This is a genomic window from Pseudomonas sp. XP1, from assembly GCF_053557675.1.
The window spans coordinates 7436-29856 of record NZ_JBNRIJ010000019.1 but is presented as its reverse complement, the minus strand read 5'-3'; the positions used below and the strand labels follow the sequence as shown (position 1 = coordinate 29856).

The following is a 22421-nucleotide window of genomic DNA, read 5'->3' as shown; positions in this document are numbered from 1 at the left end:
TGTAGGAGCGGCCTTGTGTCGCGATGGGCTGCAAAGCAGCCCCGGCAATCTCAAGCCAGGCCTGGGTCGATCACCATCACCAGCTTGCCCGACACCTGGTTGGTCTCAAGCTCGGCATACGCCGCCTGGGCGAACTCCACCGGGTAGGTATCCACCAGCTGCGGCGACAGGCGCCCTTCGGCAAACAGCGGCCACACCTGCAGCTGCAAATCGCGCAGCAGCTCGGCCTTGAAGCCGTCATCGCGGTTGCGCAGCGTAGAGCCGGTAATCTCCAGGCGCTTGCCCAGTACCTGTGCCAGGTCCAGCTCGAACTTGCGCCCGCCCATCAGGCCGATGATCACCCAGCGCCCGTCACGCGCCAGCAACTTGAGGTTGAGCTCGCCGTAACTGGCACCCACCGGGTCGAGAATCACATCGAACGGGCCGAAACCTTCCAGCGCTTCCAGGTTTTCGTTACGTACCACACCACCGGCTGCGCCCAGCGCCTCGCAGTAGGCCAGGCGGTCCTGCGAACCGACGCTGACCCACACCGGGCTACCGAATGCCTTGCACAGCTGGATGGCGGCCGAGCCAACGCCGCTGGCGCCAGCATGTACCAGCACCTTCTCGCCAGCTTTCACGCCACCGAGCTGGAAGATGTTCAGCCAGGCAGTGGCGTACACCTCCGGCAACCCCGCCGCCTCGTGCAGGCTCAGGCCTTCGGGCACAGGCAGCACGTGGCGGGCATCCACCACCACTTCCTCGGCCATGGCGCCGCTGGCCAGCAGCGCGCAAACACGGTCACCCACCCGCCAGTCGGCACCGGCGCCCACTTCTTCGATCACGCCGGAACACTCCAGGCCCATGTATGGGCTGGCGCCTGGCGGTGGTGGGTACAAACCTTTCATCTGCAGCAGATCGGCGCGGTTCAGCCCCGCAGCAGCCACGCGAATGCGCACTTGGCCCGCGTCACAGGTCGGGCGTTCGGCCTCGACCCAGGCCACATGTCCGTCAACGCCTTGCAATGCCTTCACAGTGCCTCCATAGTTGAATCATATGACCGAGCCTGGGAACGCCAAGTCCCCAGGCTTTTTGCAGTATGCATCCGGTTTTTTGCAACCGGTGAACAGAAAAGACGGCCTACTATGCGTGATCAATTGTCTCCACGTCGAATCAGCATGAAGCATTTCCTCCCAAGCACCGCCCTGGCGCTGATGGTCGGCCTGGGCAGCCTCACGCTCGGCGGCAATGCGGCGGCCGCCAACAAGTGGGACAGCCTGCAGCCGGACCGCGACGAGATCGTAGCCAGCCTCAACGTGGTGGAATTGCTCAAGCGCCACCACTACAGCAAGCCGCCGCTGGACGACGCCCGTTCGGTCATCATCTATGACAGCTACATCAAGCTGCTGGACCCGGCGCGCAGCTACTTCACCGCCGCCGACATCGCCGAATTCGACAAATGGAAAACGCAATTCGACGATTTCCTCAAGAGCGGTAACCTGGACCCGGGCTTCACCATCTACAAACGCTATCTGGACCGTGTCAAGCAACGTCTGGACTTCGCCTTGGCCGAGCTGAACAAGGGCGTGGACAAGATCGACTTCAACGCCAAGGAAACCTTGCTGATCGACCGCAAGGACGCCCCGTGGATGAAGAACCAGGCCGAGCTCGACGATTTGTGGCGCAAACGCGTCAAGGATGAAGTGCTGCGCCAGAAGATCGCCGGCAAGGAACCCAAGCAGATCCAGGAAACCCTGACCAAGCGCTACAAGAACCAGCTGTCGCGCCTGGACCAGACCCGTGCCGAGGACATCTTCCAGGCCTACATCAACACCTTCGCCCAGTCCTACGACCCGCACACCAACTATCTGTCGCCGGATAACGCGGAAAACTTCGACATCAACATGAGCCTGTCGCTGGAAGGTATCGGCGCAGTGCTGCAAAGCGACAACGACCAGGTCAAGATCGTGCGCCTGGTGCCGGCAGGCCCGGCGGCCAAGACCAAGCAGGTGGCACCGGCCGACAAGATCATTGGTGTGGCCCAGGGCAACAAGGAAATGGTCGACGTGGTCGGCTGGCGCCTGGACGAAGTGGTGAAACTGATTCGCGGCCCGAAAGGCTCGGTGGTGCGCCTGGAGATCATCCCGGCCAGCAACGCCCCTAGCGACCAGACCAGCAAGATCGTGTCGATAACCCGCGAGGCGGTGAAGCTCGAAGAGCAGGCAGCGAAGAAGTCGGTGCTCAAGCTCAAGCAGGACGGGCGTGACTACAAGCTGGGCATCATCGAAATCCCGGCCTTCTACCTCGACTTCAAGGCCTATCGCGCCGGTGACCCGGAGTACAAGAGCACCACGCGCGACGTGAAGAAGCTGCTCACCGAACTGCAGAAGGAAAAAGTAGACGGCGTGGTCATCGACCTGCGCAACAACGGCGGCGGCTCGCTGCAGGAAGCTACCGAGCTGACCAGCCTGTTCATCGAGAAAGGCCCGACCGTGCTGGTGCGCAACAGCGACGGCCGTGTCGACGTGCTGGAAGACGAAAACCCGGGGGCATTCTACAAGGGCCCTCTGGCGCTGCTGGTCAACCGCCTGTCGGCCTCGGCTTCGGAGATTTTCGCTGGTGCCATGCAGGACTACCACCGTGCGCTGATCATCGGTGGCCAGACCTTCGGCAAAGGAACCGTGCAGACCATCCAGCCACTCAACCATGGCGAGCTGAAGCTTACCCTGGCCAAGTTCTACCGGGTTTCCGGGCAGAGCACCCAGCACCAAGGCGTACTGCCGGACATCGATTACCCGTCGATCATCGACACCAAGGAAATCGGCGAAAGCGCCCTGCCCGAGGCCATGCCATGGGACACCATTCGCCCGGTGGTCAAGCCGGTAGCCGACCCGTTCAAGCCGTTCCTGGCCCAGCTCAGGGCGCAGCATGAAGCGCGCAGCGACAAGGATGCGGAATTCACCTACATCCGCGACCGCCTGGCCCTGACCCAAAAGCTGATGAACGAGAAGACCGTCAGCCTCAACGAACAGGACCGCCGTGCACGCCACGACGAAATCGAGGCCAAGCAACTGGCGCTGGAGAACATTCGCCGCAAGGCCAAGGGTGAAGAGCCGCTGAAAGAACTGAAGAAAGAGGACGAGGACGCGCTGCCGACCGAGGATGAAAACACCAAGCCAGAGGACGATGCCTATCTGTCGGAAACCGGCCGCATCCTGATCGACTACCTGAGTGCAAGCACCAAGGTGGCCAAGAAGTAAGGCACTGTGGCAATGATGGCAAATTAGCCACATATGTCATCAAACAGTCATCGCGCTGTCGTGAAATAGAGGGGCCGGGTGTGGAAACGCCCGGCCCTTTCATTTTCAGGAATACGTCATGACCGTCGCCGAACAGCTCAGTGCCTTGAGTGCCATCCTGGCTCAACGCAGTATTCACAGCCTGTTCCAGCCGATCATGTGCCTGAGCGAGCAACGGGTTTTCGGCCATGAAGCATTGAGTCGCGGGCCGTCCAACAGTCCGCTGCACGCACCGCTGAACCTGTTTACCATCGCCCGCCAGGCCGGCCGCCTGACCGAGCTGGAGGCTGCCTGCCGGGAAAGCGCCTGCCGGCGTTTCAGTGAACAGCAGTTGCAGGGCAAGCTGTTTCTCAACATCTCGCCGGAATCGCTGCTCGAGCCGCACTACCCCTCCGGACAAACCCTTAAACTGCTCGAACAGGTCGGCCTGCCGCCCAGCCGGGTGGTGATCGAGCTGACCGAACATACCCCGACCGACGACTTCCAGCTGCTGTCCAATGCCCTGCACCACTACCGGGACATGGGCTTCTCGATTGCCATCGACGATCTGGGGGCGGGTTATTCGAGCCTGCGCCTGTGGTCGGAGCTGCGCCCCGAATACGTGAAGATCGACCGCCATTTCATCGACGGCATCCATCGCGACCCGCTCAAGCGTGAATTCGTCGGTTCGATATTGCAGATTGCCCGAGCGTCGAAGGCGCAGGTGATTGCCGAAGGTATCGAGCTGGTGGAAGAGCTGGCGGTATTGCTGGAGATGGGCGTGGACCTGGTGCAGGGCTACCTGCTTGGGCGGCCGCAGGAGCTGGGGGCGCGCGAAAGCCGGCCACTACCGGCGCTGATGAACGCTCCGCAGGCCGAACAGCCGACGGTGCGGCTCAATGCCACGATTGGGCAGTTGCTGGAGTTGTTTGGCCGGCACCGGCACCTGGAGGTATTGGAGGTGGTGGATGCCGATGGCAGGGCTTGCGGGCTGATCCACAGGGATGCTTTGCCCGTTGTTCCGGCCTCTTCGCGGGTAAACCCACAGGTAGAACACAAGGCTCAAGACCTGTGGTGAACCTGTGGGAGCGGGTTTACCCGCGAAGAGGCCGGAACAGGCAACGAATCAGGCTGTTTCAGGGTAGCTGTACTCAAACACCCGGACGACTTCGGAGGCATGCCACGACGCCGCCTCCATACCATCCACGGGCCCGGAGAAACGCCCCAGGCGCTCCACGCACTCGAAAAAACCGGTACGCGGCAAACGGCTGGCACCTTGGCTGATTACCAGCGAGCTGCGCAATGGCTGCTCGGCGCGGGCATCCAGCACCGCGAGGTACTCCAGCGCGGCTGTGAGCGTCTGCATGGCCGGGCTGGGCAACTGCAAGCGCTCGATCAGCGCTCGATACGTCAGCAAGTGACGTTGACGACGGGCCAGGTCAAGCTCGCCCAGCAGGTTATCCCAGTGCTGACGGCTGATCCTGACCTGGCTCATGATGGCTCGCTCCAGCCAGCCACCCCCAGATGCCACGCCAGAGCACGGCGGATAGCAGCATCTGGCTGGCGTTCGCCCGATTCGATCATGGCCAGGTACGCCGGGCTTACCCCGACATTGCGCGCCAGTTGCTCAGGGGCAATGCCCTTGGCCTGGCGAATCTGTGCCACTTCGCTGAAGGCCGGCAATGGCGCACTGGCCACATCGCCCTGCGCTTCACTGGCAAGCACCTCGGCTGGTGCCTGCCCAGCGGCCTTGAGCAGTGCCTGGTACTGTTCCCAGGGAACGACGGCGTACTCGGGTTGACCGTCCCGGCTGATGACCTGAATACCCATTACAAACCCCTTTAAAAAGGATTACAGCATGTAATCCGTAGGCATAACCCTTATGCCAATTATATTACCAACTCTGGGGTCTGTGCAGTTGCGCTGCGGTTGCGGCCGGTTTCACTGGGTGTTGCGTTCCAACCGCAGGGCTTCAGGGGTGGCCGGCAGGCGCTCGACCACGCGCAGCCGTTCGGGCGCCTGGGAGTCACGCCAGGCCTTGAAGCGTGCCAGTTCGTCGGCCACGGTCTTCAGCACCCAACCCAGCACCGCGATGTCGTCGAGGAAACCCACGCCCAGCAGCCAGTCTGGGATAGCGTCGATGGGGCTGACGAAATACAGCAGCCCAGCGACGACAGTGACCAGCGCCTTGGGGCTGATGGCGCGGTACTCGCCGCGCCACCAGGCCAGGCATAGCGACTGCAGCAGCTTCACATCTTCACGCAACTGGCCAATGCGCGGGCCTTTGCGGGCGACCGCAAACAGCAAGGCCGGCAACCGGCCACGGCTGAGCAGGCGCTCGGCCAAGGGCAGGAAACGGGCGAAATTCCAGGGTGCGCTCATGAAGCCTCCAAGAGGAAAAGGTTATCCACATTTATTGTGGATAACCTTGTGAACAGGGCGACGTTTCCGACCCCAGGTGCCTGCCAGGCAAGGGCCCCGGTCAGATCGGGCGTTTTTTACACAGTCATTTCATACCGTGGGGTGCGTACGCCGCAAACGGTTTGCGCCAAAAGCATCCTGCTTCCTGACGCTGCATTTCATCGGACAGTATCAGCAGTTGCAGGTTCGTCCAACCACCCGGCACAAACGAAAACGCCCCGTCAGGACGGGGCGTTTTGCGTGGGCCAGCCAGTGTTACTTGGCAGGCGCTTCGGCCGGGGCCTCGGCAGGAGCTTCCGCTTCCGGCTCGGCACCTTGCAGCTGGGCCGGATCCTTGATGGCGATCAGTTCCAGGTCGAATACCAGTACCGAGTTGGCCGGGATCAGCGGGCTAGGGCTCTGCGCACCGTAGGCCAGTTCAGCCGGGATGAACAGCTTGTACTTCTCGCCGACATGCATCAGCTGCAGGCCTTCGACCCAACCCGGGATCACGCCGCTGACAGGCAGGTCGATCGGGCTTCCGCGCTCGACTGAGCTGTCGAACACCTTGCCATCGATCAGCTTGCCTTCGTAGTGGACGGTAACCACGTCGGTCGCCTTGGGCTGCGGGCCGTCGGCCTTCTTGACCACTTCGTACTGCAGGCCCGAGGCAGTGGTGACCACGCCTGGCTTCTTGGCGTTTTCCTCGAGGAACTTCTTGCCGGCGGAGGCGGCTTCTTCGCTGGCCTTGGCCAGGCGCTCTTCGGCACGCTTCTGCAGCGCGGTGAAGGCCTCTACCAGCTCTTCATCCTTGATGCGCTGTTCCTTCTTGCCAACGGCGTCTTCGATGCCGAGGGCTACTGCTTTCGAATCAAGGTCTTCCATGCCTTCCTGAGCCAGGCTCTTGCCCATGTTCAGGCCGATACCGTAGGAGGCTTTCTGTGCCGGAGTCTTCAGCTCGGGGCTGCTGGTCTGTTGATCACAGCCAGCCAGTACCAGGCCAACCAGGGCAACCGCAGCCGCCAAACGATGCTGTTTCATGTAATTTCCTTGTTCATGCGCCATAAGGGCAATCAGGGTAGAAGCCGCGAGCTTATCAGGCGCCCCCAACCCATGGCTACCGGCATAAGAGCCAGTAAAGCCGGATTAGTTCCACAACCTTGCACTCGGCAGAAAAGCCATAATTGCAACGACAGATCATTCGTTACGCTTTGTGTCGACCAAGATATACCATAACGCTATCATCTGCCGCTTTCAGGATACTGGCCCGGATGTGGCCAAGCTATCTAGAACAGGCTTCAGGGATGCACAATGAGATGGGACGGAGCAGTAACCTTCGGTGACTACTGGTTGGGCTACACCGGCAAAAGCGACCAGACCGAAGCCCATGCCCATGTCGCCATCCAGCTGTGCATCGGCCTGCGCTACGACATCACCGTGGAGTTCGGCAAGCAGGTCCTCACCGCGCCCGGGGTTCTGATAGGGCCATCGGTCGACCACCGTTCACTGCCCAACCCGGACCGCGTCGCCTTCCTCTACTTGTATCCGGATGCGCCACTTGGCCGCGCGCTCAAAGCCCTGCTCGACGACAGCGGCAAGGCGGCTGTCAGCCAGGATATCGTCGATTGCGTGCGCCAGGCCGCCAACTTCCACGAGGTGGTGGCAGCCCTGGAGCTCAAACTGGTCCCCCCCGAAAGCTTCGACCCACGCCTGTCCAATGCCCTGAACCTGCTGCGCCAGGACTGGGCCGGCATTGGTGCGGTCTCGCGTGCAGCCAGCGCGGTGGGCCTTTCCAGCCCACGCCTGCGCTTTTTCGCCACGCGACAGATGGGCGTGCCCCTGTCGCAATGGATCATCTGGCGCAAACTCGAACGCGCCTGCCACGCCCTTGCCCATGAAGCCAGCCTCAGCGATGCCGCTGTCGCCGGCGGCTTCGCTGACCAGGCCCACCTCACCCGCACGATGCGACGGATGGTCGGCATGTCGCCCAGCCGCGTCGCCATGGTGCTGCGCAATACAAGCGATTCATTCAAGAATCCACAGTTCTAAATCGCCATCATCCCCTCCAGCCCGCGCCAACCGGGGTCTCCACCATCAGGCGCAGGGCCACTTGCCGGCCATGTGATCACAGGTCGGCTTTTTTAATCGTTCCGGTTCCTTGGCCCCCTTGCGGCGGCCAGGCAGACGGGCGCTATGGCACATGCCAGTTCATCAACCTAGCGAGCAAGGAGTGCTAGCCCATGTCAGGACCCTCGCGGCTGACCGTTTTCCTTACCGGCGGTGCCGGCGTACTGGGTGATACCCTGATCGGCCAACTGGCCGAGCGCTATCACCTGGTCTGCCTGACCCGTCGCAGCAGCATCCGCCATCCAGGGGTAGAAACCCTGCGCGGTGATATCTGCCAACCGCGCCTGGGCCTGTCCGACGCGGACTACCTGGCACTGACCAGGCGCGTCGACTGGGTCATCCATTGCGCGGCTATCACCCGCCTGGATGGCCACGCCGAAGCGGTGTTCTCGGTCAACTACCAAGGCACCGAACAAGTGCTGGAGTTTGTCCGCGACGCCGATGTGCCGCTGTACCACATCAGCACCGCTTTCACCCACCCGTGCGACTATCACCCCGGCGTGATGCCTTCGACCCCGTACGAAGTGGTCAAGCGCCAGGCCGAGAGCCTGGTTCGCGATGCAGGCGTGCCGGTGTCGATTTTCCGCCCGTCGATCATCATCGGCGACAGCCACAGTGGCCACATGCCCATGCTTCAGGGTTTTCACCTGACCATGGGGCTGATGATGTCCGGCTACCTGCCGATCATCCCGTGCCCGGAGAACGGACGAGTCGATGTGATCGCCCGTGATGTTGCCGCGGCCGGCATCGCCAGCGCACTGGACCAGCGCCTGATCGGCGACGACTACTTCCTCAGCAACGGCCCGCAGGCGCTCGATATCCGCACCCTGCTCGACCTGATGTGCGCGGAAATGCAGGACCAGGGCAAGCCGTTCCAGCGCCCGCGCTGCATGAACCCGGATATCTACGAACGCCTGGTGCGCCCGGTGTTCCTGCCAGCCCTGGAGGAGAACATCCGCGCAGCCCTCGGCCGCGCCACCCAGCTGTGCCGCTACGCCAGCCTGCTGCAGCCATTGCCAAGCTCGCTGGAGCAGCTGTTGCCAGCCCGGCGCCTGGCCATGCGTTCGCCGCGCCAGGAGCTGGCACTGACGCTGGCCCGCCTGTCCCCCAAGCTTTCGGCCATGCAACGCATGCTGAGAACACCGGCCTCAGGTGAGCGCCACGGCGAACTGGCCATGGAGGCCTGAGACGATGAACAGCTTCACTCCCCTGCCTGAAGGGCTGGACGCCGAGCACGTACGCGCCCAGTACCGTGACCATGTCAATGCCGGCTATGCCCGCCTTGCGTCGATGATGAACCTGCCGATCGAGGTAGCCGGCGAAGGCGTCTACCTGTTCGACATGGACGGCAACCGCTATCTGGATGCCGGCGGCTACGGCGTGTTCCTGCTCGGGCATTCGCACCCGCAGGTGGTTGAAAAGGTCAGCCACCAGCTGCACAGCCACCCGATGGCCAGCAAGCTCATGCTCAACCCGTTCCAGGCCCAGGCCGCTGCGGCCTTGGCCGCGGTATGCCCGGCGCCCCTGCAGTATGTGTACTTCTGCAACTCCGGTACCGAAGCCACCGAGGCGGCGCTGAAACTGGCCTGGCTAAACGGTTGCCAACAGGTGATCTCGACCCAGGGTGGATACCACGGCAAGACCCTGGGTTCGCTGGCGGTCACTGGCCGGACGCTGTATCGCTCACCCTTTGCCGACCGCCTGGGCGACAGCCACTTCGTACCGTTCGGTGATGCCGATGCCCTGCGCCAGCAGTTGCAGGCGCAGCCCGAACGCGCCTGCGTCATCCTCGAGCCGGTACAGGCCGAGGCCGGGGTGATAGTACCTCCAGCCGGCTACCTGCAGCAGGTGCGCCAACTCTGCGACCAGTACGGCGCTGTGCTGATTGCCGACGAGATCCAGTCGGGCATGGGCCGTACCGGGCGCTGGTGGGCCTGCGAGCACGAGGGCGTGGTACCGGACATCCTGCTGGTCGGCAAAAGCCTCTCCGGCGGCTGCGTGCCAGTAAGTGCCATGGTTTGCACTGCCGACATGCAGGCACCGCTCAATCGCAACCCGCTGATGCACACCTCCACCTTCGGCGCCAACCCGCTGGCCATGGCTGCGGTAATGGCGACCTTGCAGGTGATGCAGCACGAACAGCTGGTACCCCGTGCCGAAGCCTTGGGGCAACGCCTGCGCCAGGGCCTGCAGAACGTGCTGCGGCAACACCCTTGCGGCAACCAGGTGCAACTGCGTAGCACCGGGCTGTTGCTGGGGGTCGAGTTCGCCGATGCCGGCCTGGCGGCCAACATGGTCATGCACCTGATCGACCAACGCATCGTGGTCAACCACTCCCTCAACGATCACCGGGTGATCCGCCTGACGCCGCCTGCCCTGTACAGCGACAGCGACGTTGAATGGCTGCTCGGCGGTTTCGCCCGCGCCCTTGCCCGTACCTTTGAATAGGACACCGAAATGAACGAAGTCAGCCTGAACGCCCATGTACCCAGCCAGAGCGCCGAACAGGTCTACGCCGCCATCAGTAACTTCAGCGCCTATCCACAGTTTTGCGAGTCGGTGCGCAACATCGAAATCGAAGCCGTGCATGAACATGAGGTGCTGAGCAACTGGGAGGTGAACTTCCACAGCGGCATCCTCAAATGGCAGGAGCGTGATGTGTTCGACCCGGCCAACCTGCATATCCATTTCCGCCAGACCGCTGGTGATATCGACCACTTTTCCGGCTCGTGGCAAGTCAGCGAAACCGCCGAAGGCGCCAGCATTGCCTTCCGTTCGAACTTCGACCTGGGTCTGCCGATGCTGGCCGACATGCTTGACCCGGTCGCCCGGCAAGCGATCCGCGACAACATCAGCGCCATCATCCATGGCCTGTTCCCGAACAGCCAGATCAAGGATTGAGCCATGCCCCTGTCACTCCTGCACAACGCCAGGCAGACCTTGCAACGCTTTGCCCCGGACTTTGCCAAACTGCTGACGGAGTTGCCCTTCGAACAGCGCGAAGCCGCTGACAGCCCGGTTGTGGACTGGTTCAAGCATACCGGCCCGGTTGCCTTGCTGGTGCCGAAGGCTGGTGGTGGCCTGGGCGCCAGCGCATGCGAGGCGCTGCAGGTGCAGCTGGCCCTCGGTGCGTTGTCACCTTCACTGGCCGTGGCCAGCACCATGCATCAGTTTTCCGTGGCCAGCCTGGTTGCCGTCGCCGCCCGGGGCGCAGGTGCCGAAGGCCTGCTGTTGTCGGCCATTGCCAAGCAGCGTCTGCTGCTGGCCTCTGGCTTCGCCGAAGGCGTACCGGGAGGCGGCATCCTGGATGCCGGCATGGAAGCCGTGCAGCTGGCTGACGGAGTCCGCCTGAGCGGCAGCAAGCAACCGTGCAGCCTGAGCAGCTCGATGGACCTGCTGACTGCCAGCTACAGCCGCACCAGCGAGGACGGCGAGGAGCTGATGATCGCACTCATCCCCGCCTCCGCCCCCGGCATCAGCCGCCACCCGTTCTGGGGCAACAGCGCGCTGGCCGCCGCACAGAGCCAGGAGCTGCGCCTGGAGGACGTCTACGTCAGCGACAAGATGATCTTCTCCGCCGGGCTGAAATCGCAGCTTGGCGATGTGCAGACCATCGGTTTCATCTGGTTCGAGCTGTTGATCAGCGCCAGCTACCTGGGCGCCTGCATGGGCCTGGTCGAGCGGGCGATCGACGAGCGCCGCTGGAGCGACCAGCAGCGCGTGCAGCTGGCCTGCCAGCTGCAACTGTGCATGAGTGCGCTGGAAGGCCTGGCGCACGAGGTGGAACACCTGCAAGGCGACGCCGACGACCTGCTGGCGCGCCTGCTGCTGACCCGCTACGGCATCGAACAGCAACTGGCCAGCGCGTCCGACCTGGCCCACCAGATGCTCGGCGGCCTGTCGTTCATCCGTTCGAACCAGGGCTGCGACTGGCTGGCCAGTACCCGCGGCCTGCAGTTCCACCCGCCCGGACGCTTCAGCATGACGGCCAACCTCGACCGCTACCTGCAAGGCGCCACCTTCAGCATTGCCAATGGAGTCACCCCGTGAAACTGCACAACAAGATCGTCGTCATTACCGGCGCGGCACGCGGCCTGGGCCTGGAAACCGCACGCAAACTCAAGCACCAAGGGGCAACCGTTATCGGCATCGACCGGCTCGAGCCGCATGGGGCACTGAACTTCGATGCCTACTACCTGCTCGACCTGTGCGACCGCGAACGCCTGGACGAAGCTGCTGCCTCCATCCTGGAGCGCTTCGGCGACATCGACATCCTGATCAACAATGCCGGGGTGCTGACCCTGGAACGGGGCGAAACAGGGGTGAACGATGATGTGCGTCGCGCACTGGAAGTCAACCTGCTGGCTCCGTGGCAACTGACCTCGCGGTTCTTGCCGGCATTGCTGCGCAAGCGTGGCAAGGTGGTCAACGTGTCTTCGCTGTTCGCGCTGGTCAACGCCCCGTACGTGGCCGCCTACGCCACCAGCAAGCGAGCCTTGAGCGCCTATTCGGATGTGCTGCGCATGCAGTACCCCGGGCAACTGGATGTGGTCACGGTGTTCCCCGGGTTCATCGACACGGCCATTCACGACCCGGCCGAACGGGTCGGTCTGTCGGTGAAGCGCCTGGTCAGCTTCAAGCGCGGCGAGCGCGTGCTGCTGTCGCTTGAGGAAAAACTCGATGACGCCAGCAATGGCCTGGTGCGTGCCTGCACCCGCCACGACCTGCGCAACCGCGGCCTGACCTTCCTCGGCAGCGTGGCCATGTACACCGCACGCTGGCTGCCAAGCCTGGTGGATGCCTTCATCGGCCTGCGCTTGCGCAGCCTGAGCAAGGCCGGGCAGCTGTCGCTCAAACCCGAACTGATCGACTGAGGCCAGGCCGATGACGCAACTGGCACTGGACAAGCCCCTGCTGCGCCCTGAGCGAAGCCTGCTGACGCCGTCAGCGCTGGAAACCACCCTGGTGATCGGCTACGCGTTGCTGCTGTTCGCCGCACCGCTGGCACTGCTTGTGGCCATCGTCGACCGCGCCCCCCAGGCATGGCCGCTGGCTTTGCCATTGCTGCTGCTGGCGGGCTACGGCCTGTTTCTGCAGGGCATCCTGGGCCACGAGGGTTTCCACTTCAACCTCAGCGACAACCGCCTGTACAGCTGCATGCTGGCGGTGGCGCTGAGCTCGATGCTCACGGGCTTCTGCGTCACCGGCTACTTCGTCGACCACTGGCAGCACCATCGCTACAACGGTAGCCCCCAGGACCCGGACTGGCGCCTGTTGCGGCGCTATCGCCTGGCCGCCACCCGGTTGCTGGTGTCACGCCTGCATGCCACCGCCTGGTATCTGCTGCAAACCGTGCGCCTGGCCCTGCCCGGCGCCAAGGTCAGCGGCACATTGCCACTGCCCGACCGGCAGATCCGTTTGCTGGCCAGAGCCAACCTGGCCTGCCAGCTGCTGTGGCCGGCACTGTGGCTGCTGCTGGCGGCAAAGTGGCCACCGCTGCTGCCTGCCGTGGCGGGCTGCCTGCTGCTGGCCTTGTTGATTTCTGCCCTGAACGCCTACCAGGAGCATGCCTTCGAAACCGATGTAGCGCTGCCGGTGGCCCGCTCGCGTACCGCAGCACTGAGCACCCTGCTGCACCTGGGCTCCAACTACCACCTGGAGCACCACCTGTATCCGCGCGTGCCGTGCTGGCGCCTGCCTCGCCTGCACCGCCAACTGCTCGCCAGCGGTTGGTACGAAGGCCGACAGGCGCTGATCGAACCGCGTTTCTTCGGAGCCTTGCGCTACTGCAAGGCACGTTTCCCCTATGCCGGCGCCTGGCAGACGATGCCACCGCCAGGTAGCCCCGGGCTGTGATGTACGCCTGGCGAGCCCCAAAACTCAAGGAGCCGAGTATGTCTTTTGACGTCGATGAACTGATTGAAAACGAACGCCGCACCCTGCTGGCACACCCACTGTTCGCCCGCATCAGCACTCTGGATGATGTACGCCTGCTGATGGAGAACCACGTCTTTGCCGTGTGGGACTTCATGACGCTGCTCAAGCGCATCCAGCGCGACCTGACCTGCGTCTCCCTGCCCTGGCTGCCACCCAGGCATATCCTTGCCGCGCGGCTGATCAACGAGATCGTCACCGGCGAGGAAACCGACGAACACCCCGACGGCGGCTTCATCAGCCATCTGGAGCTGTACCTTGGCGCAATGGACGAGATCGGCGCCGATACCGGCCCGTTCCGCCAGTTCCAGGCACTGCTGCAAGCAGGCGTGCCCCTTGCCCAGGCGTTGACCAATGTCGACATTCCGCTGCCGGCCAAGGTGTTCGTCAGCAAGACCCTGGAAGTTGCCCTGCACGGCTCGACCGAGCAGGTGCTGGCGTATTTCTTCTTCGGCCGCGAAGACATCATCCCGGACATGTTCGGCGGCCTGCTGCAACGCTGGGCCATCGATGAAGCCAGCGTGCCGATGCTGACCTACTACCTCAAGCGCCACATCGAAATGGACGGCGACGATCACGGCCCGGCAGCCAAACGCATCATCGCCGAGATCGTCAGCGAACCGGCGCAACAGCAGACCCTGGCGAAAAGCGCCGCCGACGCGCTGGTAGCCCGCACCGTGCTGTGGGATGGCGTGCTGGAGCAACTGCATCAGCGCGCGGCAGCACAGGCCACGTGCGCGCCAGCAACCAGCTGAGCATCATCCCTTGCCTGCGCCCGACGCAGGCAAGGGGTTCTGGCCCCCAACGACATGGACGAGAGCGTGTGACATGGTGAAAGGCAAGTACGCCAAGTTGGCAGTATCGGTGCTGGTCATCGCAGGCCTGGCAGCACTCGGGCTGCAGCGCTGGCAATACGCACGGCAGTACGTCAGCACCGACAATGCCGAAGTGGAAGGCGTGATCATCCCTATCAGGGCGCGGCTGAGCGGCGTGGTGGTGGACGTGCCTGTGCACGAAAACACGCGCGTGAACAAAGGGGACCTGCTGTTCCAGGTGCGCGATGACGAATATCAGCAGCGGGTTGAACAGGCGCGGGCCAATTACTTGAGCGCGCTGGTGGCCACCGGGCAAGGCGGCATGCCCGGCCTGGTGGACAGCCAGGTCCGCAGTGCAGCTGCGCGCAGTCAGGCAGCACAGGCCACCATCGGTCAGTTGGCGGCCAATGTCGAACAGGCCCGCAGCGACTATCAACGCACCCGGCGCCTGGCCGACCAAGGCGTTGTAAGTACCCAGGACCTGGAAGCCGCCCGCGCACGCTTCAGCGCCCTGAGCCACCAGCTGCAGGCGGCCCGCGACAACTCCACCGCAGCCCGCGAAGGTACCCTGGCCAACCAGGCCGCGCTGAAAGTTGAAGAGTACCGGATCAAGGCCGCTGAGTCGGCCCTGGCACTGGCCCGCATCGAACTGCAGGACACCCGGCAGGCATCCCCGCAGGGTGGGGTGATCGTGCACAAGGATGTGCAGCCCGGGCAATTCGTGGTGGCCGGTCAAAAACTCTTGAGCCTGGTCAGTACAGAACACATGTGGGTAGTGGCCAACTTCAAGGAAACCCAGATCGGCAGGGTTCGTGTCGGCCAACCTGCACGCATCAGCGTCGATGCCTTTCCGGGGCAGCAGCTGGAGGGCGTGGTACATAGCCTGGTGCCGGCCACTGGCGCGCGTTTCTCGCTGCTGCCACAGGAGAACGCCAGCGGCAACTTCACCAAGGTGGTGCAACGCATCCAGGCGCGCATCGAGTTCCGCCAGCTGCCCAAAGACATGCAACAGGCGCTCAGCCAGGGCATGAGCGTGTTCGTCGAGGTCGATACCCGCGACAGCGGGCAGCCGCTATGAAGTCGCCGTGGCTGGTGGCCGTGACAGTCACCCTGATCTCGATGATGGAGCTGCTCGACGTCACCATCGTCAACGTCGCCATCCCCAGCCTGATGGGCGGTTTCGGGGCGTCGGTGGACGAAATTTCGTGGGTTTCGACCGGCTACATCGTCGCCAACGTGGTGATCCTGCCGGCCAGCGGCTGGCTGTCTGCCTGGTTTGGCCGGCGCCGCTACTACCTGGTGTCATCGGCGCTGTTCGTGCTGGCCTCGCTCGGTTGCGCGCTGTCGCAGGAGCTGTGGCAGATGGTGCTGTGGCGAGTGGTGCAGGGCCTGGCCGGGGGCGGCTTGCTGGGCATCTCGCAGGCGATCATCTACGACGTGTTCCCCAAGGAAAAGGTCAGCGCCGGCCTGGCCTTGTACGGCGTCGGGGTGATGATGGGGCCAACCCTCGGCCCCTCGGTCGGCGGCTACCTGATCGACGAGTTCTCTTGGCACTGGATCTTCCTGATCAACCTGCCGATCGGCGCGCTGGCCCTGCTGCTGGCATGGCTGTGCGTAGGCGATTCACCCAACGAGCGACGCCCGCAAAGCATCGACTATCCGGGCTTCGTGCTGCTCGCAATCGGCGTCGGCAGCTTGCAGATCCTGCTGGAGCGTGGCGAACACTGGGACTGGCTTGAGTCAGACCTGAGCCTGCTGTGCCTGGCACTGGCGCTGCTCGGCCTGATCGGGTTCTGCTACTGGGAGCGGCGGGTGGCCAACCCGATCGTCAACCTCGCGCTGTTCAGCAACCGCGAGTTTCTTCTGGGATCGATCTGCGCCTTCTGCGTCGGTTTCGGCCTGTACAGCACGCTGTTCATGGTGCCTCTGCTGCTGCAGACGCTGCTCGAGCAAAGCGCCTACCAAAGTGGCCTTGTGATCTTCCCCGGTGCCCTGGCCAGTGCGGTCAGTACCCTGGTGATCGGCAAGCTGTCGCAGGAAAACCGCATCGATGAGCGCTACTTCATCTGCGTGGGCATCCTGGTCTACGGCTACGCCATGTACCTGCATACCCAGTTCACCCTGCAAAGCAACCCCGACACCCTGTACTGGCCATTGATCATCCGTGGCTTCGGGCTGGGCATGATCTTCGTGCCACTGACCAACCTGGCCATGCGCCAACTGCCGGCGCAGCTGATCTCGGTGGGCTCCGGCGTGCTCAACCTGATGCGCCAGTTGGGCGGCAGCGTGGGCATCGCCATCGCCGCCACCCTGCTCACGCGTTTCTCCTGGGCACGCTACCGGCAACTATCCGAGCACGTCGACGAAAACAGCCTGCTTGCCAGCGGCTGGGACCTGGCCAACCTCGACCCGCGACGGCTCTCCACCGACCTGCTCGGTGCAGACCAGGCCAACGCCGTACTGGCCTTCATGCAGGCCCGGGAGCAGGCACAGATGCTCGGTTTCAGCATGCTCTTCGGCCTGCTCGGTGCGGTGATGCTGATCGGCGTGCCCATGGTGCTGCTGATGCGCAACTCCCGCCTACCCAAGCCCTCACTTGCAAAGGAGTCCGTGACGTGTTCGGACAAAGCACACGAACCTGCCTAGCCGTGCTGGCGCTGGCTTGCGCCAGCACGGTCCAGGCCAGCGACCTGTACCAGACCTACCAGCAAGCCCTGGGGCATGACCTGGCCTACGCTGCGGCGCAGCAACGTCAACAGGCAGCGGCGCAGAAGGCACCACAGGCGCTGGCTAAATTGCTGCCGCACCTGTCCCTGGAAAGCGGCGCAGCCTGGGTCGACCGCGAACACAGCGGCCCTGCACACCGCAACCGCGACAACTCCAATGCCTACGCGCTGGTATTGATACAGCCCCTGCTGCGCTGGCAGAACGTCGTCGGCCATGAACAGGGCAAGGCCTTGGCCACCGCCGGTGAAATCGACCTGCTCGCTGCGCGCCAGGACCTGATGCTGCGCGTGGCCGACGCCTACTTCGAACTGTTGCTGGCCGAAGACCAGTTGGCTACCAGCCGCCAGCAGGTGCACACCCTCGGCCAGCAACTGGACAAGGCACAGCGCTTGCGCCGCGAAGGCTCGGGTACCGAGAACGAGGTGCAGCGCATCCAGGCCCGTTACGACCTCGCGCAGGCCGAGCAGATTGCCGCCGACAATGCCCTGCGCCTCAACCAGCAGGCGCTGGCCAGGCTGACTGGCACTATGCCGGGCGAGCTGGCCAGGCCTGATGACCTGGTCTCCTTCAGTGGCCCGCAACCGGCCCGGCTGGATGCCTGGACCGACCAGGCCCGCCAGCACAATCTGAAGGTGCAGGCAGCCGAAGTACGCCAGCTGATCGCCGAACAGGAAGTGGACAAACAACGGGCCGGCCATCTGCCAACCCTCGACCTGGTGGCCGCGCACGGCCGCTTTGCCTCCGTGGGAGGCAGCCTGTACGACGTGACCGTACCCGAGGAGAAGTACACCCAGACCGTGGTCGGTGTGCAGCTCAGCGTTCCCCTGTACGCCGGTGGCGGCACTCAAAGCCGCACGCGCGAGGCACGTGCCCTGCAGGGCGCCGCCGAGAGCGAGCTGGAAGATGCGCGACGCGAGGCAGATTTCATGGCCCGTCAGGCCTACCTCAACCTCACCGGTGGCATCAGCCAGTACCAGGCCCTGCAACAGGCCTTGCGTTCCAGCCAGAGCGATCTGCGCATTACCACGCACGCCTACGAGGCCGGCGCACGGATAAGCAACGATGTGCTGGATGCCGAGCAGCAGTTGACTCGCACGCGCCTGCAACTGGCCCGACAGCGCTATGCCATCCTGCAGGCACAGTTACGCCTGATGGCGGCCAGCGGCAGCCTGAGCGACGACAGCCTCAAGGCCCTCAGTGCCCTGTTGACGGAGCGGGTTCAAGGGTAGGCACCCTCTCGGTACTGCCCTGCCACCTCGCGCAGTACCTCGCATACCCACTGCCCAGGCAGGCTCTGTGGCAAGGCGGCATTGCGGCAGATACCGACCGAGCCGCCGGGCTCGCGCACGCCCAGGTCGAGTTCGACCAACTCGCCACGGCGAAGGTCCAGCAGCACGGCATCGCGTGGTGCCACCCACAGCGCATCACTGCCCAGCAGGTAGCGTCGGCTCAGGGCCAGTGACAGGGTTTCCAGGCGCTGGGCCGGCATCTGGATGCCACATTGCACGAACAGGCTGTCGGCATGCTGGCGGATGGTGGTGCCAGCAGGCGGCAATACCAACGGGTAACGGCCCACCTGCGCCCGCTCCACCGGCGTGCCGGCCAGCAGCGGGTGGCCGGGCCGTACCACCAGGCTCATCGACTCGCTGTACAGGTGCTCGAACGACAGCCCCTGGATCTGTGGGCTGTCGGTCATGCGCCCGACCACCAGCTCCAGTTCGCCCAGGCGCAACTGCCCGAGCAGTTGCGCGCTGACCCCGGTGACCACGCTGATCACCAGCGCCTCATGCCGCTGGTGCAGGCGACACAGCACTTCGGGCATGAGCAGGCCTTCGACCGTGGACAGCACCCCGATGCGTACCTGCGATGGCACCCGCGCCTCGCCACGCAGGCTGCTTACGCCATCGCGCAGGGCCTGCACGCTGGGCCCGGCATAGCGCATGAAACGCGTGCCGGCCGGGGTCAGCTCGACGCCCTGGCGGCTGCGCGCGAACAGGCGCGTTTCCAGCAGGTCTTCGAGTTCCTTGAGGGTCTTGGAGATGGCCGGCTGACTGATTGCCAGGATGTCGGCAGCCCTGGCCAGGCTGCCCTGCCGGGCAATCTCCAGGAAGCACAGCAGGTGGCGGTACTTGATGCGGGTGTCGAGGTTCATGGGCTCAAGCTTACCGCATGCAGATAGCCTGTACCGGCCCTTTCGCGGGTGAACCCGCTCCCACAGCGATCTCCACAGTTCTCCAGACCTGTGCAGTACCTGTGGGAGCGGGCGTGCCCGCGAAGAGGCCGGTGCAGGCGGCAGATGACTATCAGGCCACAGCCAACTCCACCGCCTCCCCATTCAACCGCACCGGCCACACCCGCAGGCGCTGCCCGCTATCCTCCAGGCACTCCCCGCTCTCCAGGCTGAAGTGCTGCTTGTACAATGGTGCCGCCACCACCAACTCCCCCTGCAAGCTACCGACCAGCCCGCGGCCGATGATGTTGGCGCCGGACCGCGGGTCGCGGTTGTCCACCGCGTACAGCGGCTGCGCCTGCCCCGGCAGGTAGAACAACGCCACCTGGGCCCCGTCGAGCCAAACCACCACCCCGGAATCGGCCACCAGGTCATCCGCCTGGCACACCGCCTGCCAGTTCTCGTGGGTCTTTACAGCAGCATTGGACAGCTTCATCAGACAGCCTCCTCGACGGTTGGGATCAGGTGCAGCGGCGCAGCAGGCCGGCGCTGTTCGCGTTCGCGCACGAAATGCACGTCCGGGTCGGCGCGGCGGTCGTTGACGAACGTACGGAAGCGCTTGAGCTTCTCGGGGTCGTTGAGGGCGTTGGCCCACTCGCATTCATACTGGTCGACCACATGCTGCATCTGCGCTTCCAGCTCGCTGGCCAAGCCCAGGCTGTCGTCGATGATCACCTGCTTCAGGTAGTCCAGCCCACCTTCCAGATTCTCGCGCCACACCGAGGTGCGCTGCAGTTTGTCGGCGGTGCGGATATAGAACATCAGCACGCGGTCGATCAGGCGCACCAGGGTCTCGTCGTCGAGGTCGGTGGCGAACAGCTCGGCGTGCCGCGGGCGCATGCCGCCATTGCCGCACACGTACAGGTTCCAGCCCTTGTCGGTGGCGATCACGCCGATGTCCTTGCTCTGTGCCTCGGCGCATTCGCGAGTGCAACCGGACACCGCGAACTTGAGCTTGTGCGGGCTGCGCAGGCCTTTGTAGCGGTCTTCCAGGCGCAGGGCCATGTCGACGCTGTCCTGCACGCCGTAACGGCACCAGGTGCTGCCAACGCACGATTTCACCGTGCGGGTCGACTTGCCGTAGGCATGGCCGGTTTCGAAGCCGGCCTCGATCAGCTCGCCCCAGATCAGCGGCAGCTCGTGCAACTGGGCGCCGAACAAGTCGATGCGCTGGCCGCCGGTGATCTTGGTGTACAGGTCGTACTTTTTCGCCACCTGGCCGATCACGATGAGCTTGTCGGGGGTGATTTCACCACCGGGGATGCGCGGCACCACCGAGTAGGTGCCGTTCTTCTGCATGTTGGCCATGAAGGTGTCGTTGGTGTCCTGCAGCGGCACCAGCGCCGGGTCCATGATCGGCTGGTTCCAGCACGAGGCGAGGATACTGCCCACCGCCGGCTTGCAGATGTCGCAGCCAACGTGGCCCTTGCCGTGGCGTTCGAGCAGTTCGTTGAAGGTGCGGATACCCTCCACCCGTACCAGACCGTACAGTTCCTGGCGAGTGTAGGCGAAGTGCTCGCACAGGCTCTTGTCCACCGCAACGCCGCGGGCGGTCAGCTCATGCTCGAACACCTGCTTGAGCAGTGCCGCGCAACCACCACAACCGGTAGCTGCTTTCGTGCAGCCCTTGACTGCGGCAAGGTCGCCGCAGCCGCTGTCGATGGCGGCGCACACCGCGCCCTTGCTGACGTTGTGGCACGAGCAGATGGTCGCACTGTCGGGCAGCGCATCGGCGCCCAGGGCCGGTGCACCACCGCCTTGCGGCAGGATCAGTGCCGCGGGGTCGGCTGGCAGGGCGATACCGTTCTGGGCGTATTGCAGCAGGGTGTCGTAGTAGCTGTTGTCGCCGACCAGCACCGCACCGAGCACGTGCTTGCCGCTGGCATCCACCACCAGCCGGCGGTAGGCGCTGTTGGCTTCGTCGATGAAGCGGTAGCTGCGTGCGCCAGGGGTAGCGCCATGGGCATCGCCGATGGAGCCGACATCCACGCCCAGCAACTTGAGCTTGGTAGACATGTCGGCACCGGTGAATTCGCCAGTGCTTTCCCCCATCAGCAATGCCGCCAGGTTGCGCGCCATGCTGTAGCCCGGGGCGACCAGACCGAACACGCTGCCGTTCCACGAGGCGCACTCGCCGATGGCAAAGATGCGTGGGTCGCTGCTGCGGCAATGGTTGTCGATCACCACGCCACCACGCGCGGCGATGTCCAGGCCACAGGCACGGCCCAGGGCATCCTGCGGGCGGATACCCGCGGAGAACACGATCAGGTCGGTTTCCAGGTGCTCGCCGCCATCGAAGTTCATGCGGTAGCGGTAGTCTTCACCCGCACTGATCGACTGGGTGGCACGCGACAGATGCACGCCAACACCCAGCGCTTCGATCTGTGCCTTGAGCGCGGCACCGCCCTCGCCGTCCAGCTGCACCGGCATCAACCGTGGGGCGAACTCCACCACGTGGGCTTCCAGGCCCAGCGACTTGAGGGCGTTGGCTGCTTCCAGGCCAAGCAGGCCACCGCCCACTACCACGCCACGGCGGGCACTGGCTGCGGCAGCGCGGATGGCGTCGAGGTCGTCGAGGGTGCGGTAGACAAGGCGGGCATTGCCGCTGGAACCTTCGATCGGCGGCACGAAGGGGTAGGAACCTGTGGCCAGCACCAGTTGGTCGTAGCCGTAGCGGCCCTCGGCGGTGACCACTTCGCCGCACTCACGGTCGATTTCCAGCACCGCTTCGCCGAGGTGCAGGTGCACCCCGTTGCTGCCGTAAAAGTCCTGCCCGCACAGGGCCAGGGTTTCGGCACAGCTGCCGCCGAAATACTCGGACAGGTGCACGCGGTCATAGGCGCGTTGGCGCTCTTCGCCGAACACATGCACTTCGAAGCGCTGCAGGGCGCCGCGGCTGACCAGTTGTTCGACACAATGGTGGCCGACCAT

At 64.0% G+C, this 22421-nt stretch carries 21 protein-coding genes; 13 read left to right on the top strand and 8 right to left on the bottom strand.

Annotated features, from left to right (window positions below; all coding sequences use genetic code 11):
- Positions 1-50 precede the first annotated feature (50 nt).
- The gene (locus tag ACK1U9_RS17000; RefSeq protein ID WP_046616730.1) at positions 51-1013 is read right to left on the bottom strand and encodes an NAD(P)H-quinone oxidoreductase; all 963 of its coding nucleotides are present in this window, start codon (positions 1011-1013) and stop codon (positions 51-53) included.
- Positions 1014-1157: 144 nt separating this feature from the next.
- On the opposite strand from ACK1U9_RS17000, the gene ACK1U9_RS16995 reads away from it, so the two are divergent.
- The gene (locus ACK1U9_RS16995; RefSeq protein WP_449110048.1) at positions 1158-3239 is read left to right on the top strand and encodes a carboxy terminal-processing peptidase; all 2082 of its coding nucleotides are present in this window, start codon (positions 1158-1160) and stop codon (positions 3237-3239) included.
- Between the two features lie 118 nt (positions 3240-3357).
- Positions 3358-4335 (top strand): EAL domain-containing protein, encoded by a 978-nt coding sequence (locus ACK1U9_RS16990; RefSeq protein WP_046616733.1) that lies wholly within the window; start codon positions 3358-3360, stop codon positions 4333-4335.
- Between the two features lie 48 nt (positions 4336-4383).
- Here the strand turns inward: ACK1U9_RS16990 and ACK1U9_RS16985 are convergent, their stop codons facing one another.
- From ACK1U9_RS16985 to ACK1U9_RS16970, 4 genes are all read right to left on the bottom strand, one after another.
- Entirely contained in the window at positions 4384-4752 is a 369-nt protein-coding gene (locus ACK1U9_RS16985; RefSeq protein ID WP_013971408.1) for a hypothetical protein, read from the bottom strand.
- On the bottom strand, positions 4749-5087 hold the full coding sequence (locus tag ACK1U9_RS16980) for a helix-turn-helix domain-containing protein (protein WP_003257349.1): 339 nt from the start codon (positions 5085-5087) through the stop codon (positions 4749-4751). The genes ACK1U9_RS16985 and ACK1U9_RS16980 overlap by 4 nt, the downstream gene beginning before the upstream one ends.
- A gap of 111 nt (positions 5088-5198) precedes the next feature.
- Positions 5199-5639 (bottom strand): YkvA family protein, encoded by a 441-nt coding sequence (locus tag ACK1U9_RS16975; RefSeq protein WP_085601795.1) that lies wholly within the window; start codon positions 5637-5639, stop codon positions 5199-5201.
- 294 nt (positions 5640-5933) lie between these two features.
- Positions 5934-6698 (bottom strand): FKBP-type peptidyl-prolyl cis-trans isomerase, encoded by a 765-nt coding sequence (locus tag ACK1U9_RS16970; protein WP_003257347.1) that lies wholly within the window; start codon positions 6696-6698, stop codon positions 5934-5936.
- A gap of 270 nt (positions 6699-6968) precedes the next feature.
- Here ACK1U9_RS16970 and ACK1U9_RS16965 point away from each other — a divergent pair, with 270 nt between their 5' ends.
- The 11 genes from ACK1U9_RS16965 (at position 6969) to ACK1U9_RS16915 (ending at position 18489) form a co-directional block, all read left to right on the top strand.
- The gene (locus ACK1U9_RS16965) at positions 6969-7706 is read left to right on the top strand and encodes an AraC family transcriptional regulator (RefSeq protein WP_085601796.1); all 738 of its coding nucleotides are present in this window, start codon (positions 6969-6971) and stop codon (positions 7704-7706) included.
- Between the two features lie 191 nt (positions 7707-7897).
- The gene (locus tag ACK1U9_RS16960) at positions 7898-8971 is read left to right on the top strand and encodes an SDR family oxidoreductase (RefSeq protein WP_046616737.1); all 1074 of its coding nucleotides are present in this window, start codon (positions 7898-7900) and stop codon (positions 8969-8971) included.
- A gap of 4 nt (positions 8972-8975) precedes the next feature.
- Positions 8976-10232, top strand: coding sequence for an aspartate aminotransferase family protein (locus ACK1U9_RS16955; protein WP_085601798.1), 1257 nt, complete (start codon positions 8976-8978; stop codon positions 10230-10232).
- A 9-nt stretch (positions 10233-10241) separates the two neighbouring features.
- On the top strand, positions 10242-10685 hold the full coding sequence (locus ACK1U9_RS16950; RefSeq protein WP_046616739.1) for a type II toxin-antitoxin system RatA family toxin: 444 nt from the start codon (positions 10242-10244) through the stop codon (positions 10683-10685).
- Positions 10686-10688: 3 nt separating this feature from the next.
- Positions 10689-11834 (top strand): acyl-CoA dehydrogenase family protein, encoded by a 1146-nt coding sequence (locus ACK1U9_RS16945; RefSeq protein ID WP_135001711.1) that lies wholly within the window; start codon positions 10689-10691, stop codon positions 11832-11834.
- Positions 11831-12658: an SDR family NAD(P)-dependent oxidoreductase gene (locus tag ACK1U9_RS16940; RefSeq protein ID WP_085601800.1), complete on the top strand. Its 828-nt coding sequence runs from the start codon at positions 11831-11833 to the stop codon at positions 12656-12658. The genes ACK1U9_RS16945 and ACK1U9_RS16940 overlap by 4 nt, the downstream gene beginning before the upstream one ends.
- A gap of 10 nt (positions 12659-12668) precedes the next feature.
- Positions 12669-13640, top strand: coding sequence for a fatty acid desaturase (locus ACK1U9_RS16935; protein WP_046616741.1), 972 nt, complete (start codon positions 12669-12671; stop codon positions 13638-13640).
- Between the two features lie 38 nt (positions 13641-13678).
- On the top strand, positions 13679-14473 hold the full coding sequence (locus ACK1U9_RS16930; RefSeq protein ID WP_046616742.1) for a DUF3050 domain-containing protein: 795 nt from the start codon (positions 13679-13681) through the stop codon (positions 14471-14473).
- 73 nt (positions 14474-14546) lie between these two features.
- Positions 14547-15611, top strand: a complete 1065-nt coding sequence (locus ACK1U9_RS16925; RefSeq protein WP_046616743.1) for an HlyD family secretion protein — start codon at positions 14547-14549, stop codon at positions 15609-15611.
- Positions 15608-17179 carry a DHA2 family efflux MFS transporter permease subunit gene (locus ACK1U9_RS16920; RefSeq protein WP_108481218.1) on the top strand — a complete coding sequence of 524 codons (1572 nt, stop codon included), beginning with the start codon at positions 15608-15610 and terminating at the stop codon, positions 17177-17179. Before ACK1U9_RS16925 ends, ACK1U9_RS16920 begins: the two co-directional genes overlap by 4 nt.
- On the top strand, positions 17149-18489 hold the full coding sequence (locus tag ACK1U9_RS16915) for a TolC family outer membrane protein (RefSeq protein ID WP_322493227.1): 1341 nt from the start codon (positions 17149-17151) through the stop codon (positions 18487-18489). Before ACK1U9_RS16920 ends, ACK1U9_RS16915 begins: the two co-directional genes overlap by 31 nt.
- On the opposite strand, the gene pcaQ is transcribed toward ACK1U9_RS16915, so the two are convergent.
- From pcaQ to nirB, 3 genes are all read right to left on the bottom strand, one after another.
- Positions 18480-19412: a pca operon transcription factor PcaQ gene (pcaQ, locus tag ACK1U9_RS16910; protein WP_108481216.1), complete on the bottom strand. Its 933-nt coding sequence runs from the start codon at positions 19410-19412 to the stop codon at positions 18480-18482. The two genes, ACK1U9_RS16915 and pcaQ, sit on opposite strands and share 10 nt — an antisense overlap.
- Before the next feature lie 151 nt (positions 19413-19563).
- Positions 19564-19926 carry a nitrite reductase small subunit NirD gene (gene nirD / locus ACK1U9_RS16905; RefSeq protein WP_085601806.1) on the bottom strand — a complete coding sequence of 121 codons (363 nt, stop codon included), beginning with the start codon at positions 19924-19926 and terminating at the stop codon, positions 19564-19566.
- The coding region (gene nirB, locus ACK1U9_RS16900) for a nitrite reductase large subunit NirB (RefSeq protein ID WP_449110047.1) at positions 19926-22421 on the bottom strand (2496 nt) is incomplete at its 5' end. The genes nirD and nirB, both read right to left, overlap by 1 nt.

Coding starts and splice junctions, on each gene's coding strand:
- pcaQ (WP_108481216.1), bottom strand. CDS start 19,412: ATGAACCTCGACACCCGCATCAAGTACCGCCACCTGCTGTGCTTCCTG.
- ACK1U9_RS16985 (WP_013971408.1), bottom strand. CDS start 4,752: ATGAGCCAGGTCAGGATCAGCCGTCAGCACTGGGATAACCTGCTGGGC.
- ACK1U9_RS16935 (WP_046616741.1), top strand. CDS start 12,669: ATGACGCAACTGGCACTGGACAAGCCCCTGCTGCGCCCTGAGCGAAGC.
- ACK1U9_RS16925 (WP_046616743.1), top strand. CDS start 14,547: ATGGTGAAAGGCAAGTACGCCAAGTTGGCAGTATCGGTGCTGGTCATC.
- ACK1U9_RS16945 (WP_135001711.1), top strand. CDS start 10,689: ATGCCCCTGTCACTCCTGCACAACGCCAGGCAGACCTTGCAACGCTTT.
- ACK1U9_RS16990 (WP_046616733.1), top strand. CDS start 3,358: ATGACCGTCGCCGAACAGCTCAGTGCCTTGAGTGCCATCCTGGCTCAA.
- ACK1U9_RS16995 (WP_449110048.1), top strand. CDS start 1,158: ATGAAGCATTTCCTCCCAAGCACCGCCCTGGCGCTGATGGTCGGCCTG.
- ACK1U9_RS16960 (WP_046616737.1), top strand. CDS start 7,898: ATGTCAGGACCCTCGCGGCTGACCGTTTTCCTTACCGGCGGTGCCGGC.
- ACK1U9_RS16930 (WP_046616742.1), top strand. CDS start 13,679: ATGTCTTTTGACGTCGATGAACTGATTGAAAACGAACGCCGCACCCTG.
- ACK1U9_RS16975 (WP_085601795.1), bottom strand. CDS start 5,639: ATGAGCGCACCCTGGAATTTCGCCCGTTTCCTGCCCTTGGCCGAGCGC.
- ACK1U9_RS16965 (WP_085601796.1), top strand. CDS start 6,969: ATGAGATGGGACGGAGCAGTAACCTTCGGTGACTACTGGTTGGGCTAC.
- ACK1U9_RS16970 (WP_003257347.1), bottom strand. CDS start 6,698: ATGAAACAGCATCGTTTGGCGGCTGCGGTTGCCCTGGTTGGCCTGGTA.
- ACK1U9_RS16950 (WP_046616739.1), top strand. CDS start 10,242: ATGAACGAAGTCAGCCTGAACGCCCATGTACCCAGCCAGAGCGCCGAA.
- ACK1U9_RS16980 (WP_003257349.1), bottom strand. CDS start 5,087: ATGGGTATTCAGGTCATCAGCCGGGACGGTCAACCCGAGTACGCCGTC.
- nirD (WP_085601806.1), bottom strand. CDS start 19,926: ATGAAGCTGTCCAATGCTGCTGTAAAGACCCACGAGAACTGGCAGGCG.
- ACK1U9_RS16955 (WP_085601798.1), top strand. CDS start 8,976: ATGAACAGCTTCACTCCCCTGCCTGAAGGGCTGGACGCCGAGCACGTA.
- ACK1U9_RS16920 (WP_108481218.1), top strand. CDS start 15,608: ATGAAGTCGCCGTGGCTGGTGGCCGTGACAGTCACCCTGATCTCGATG.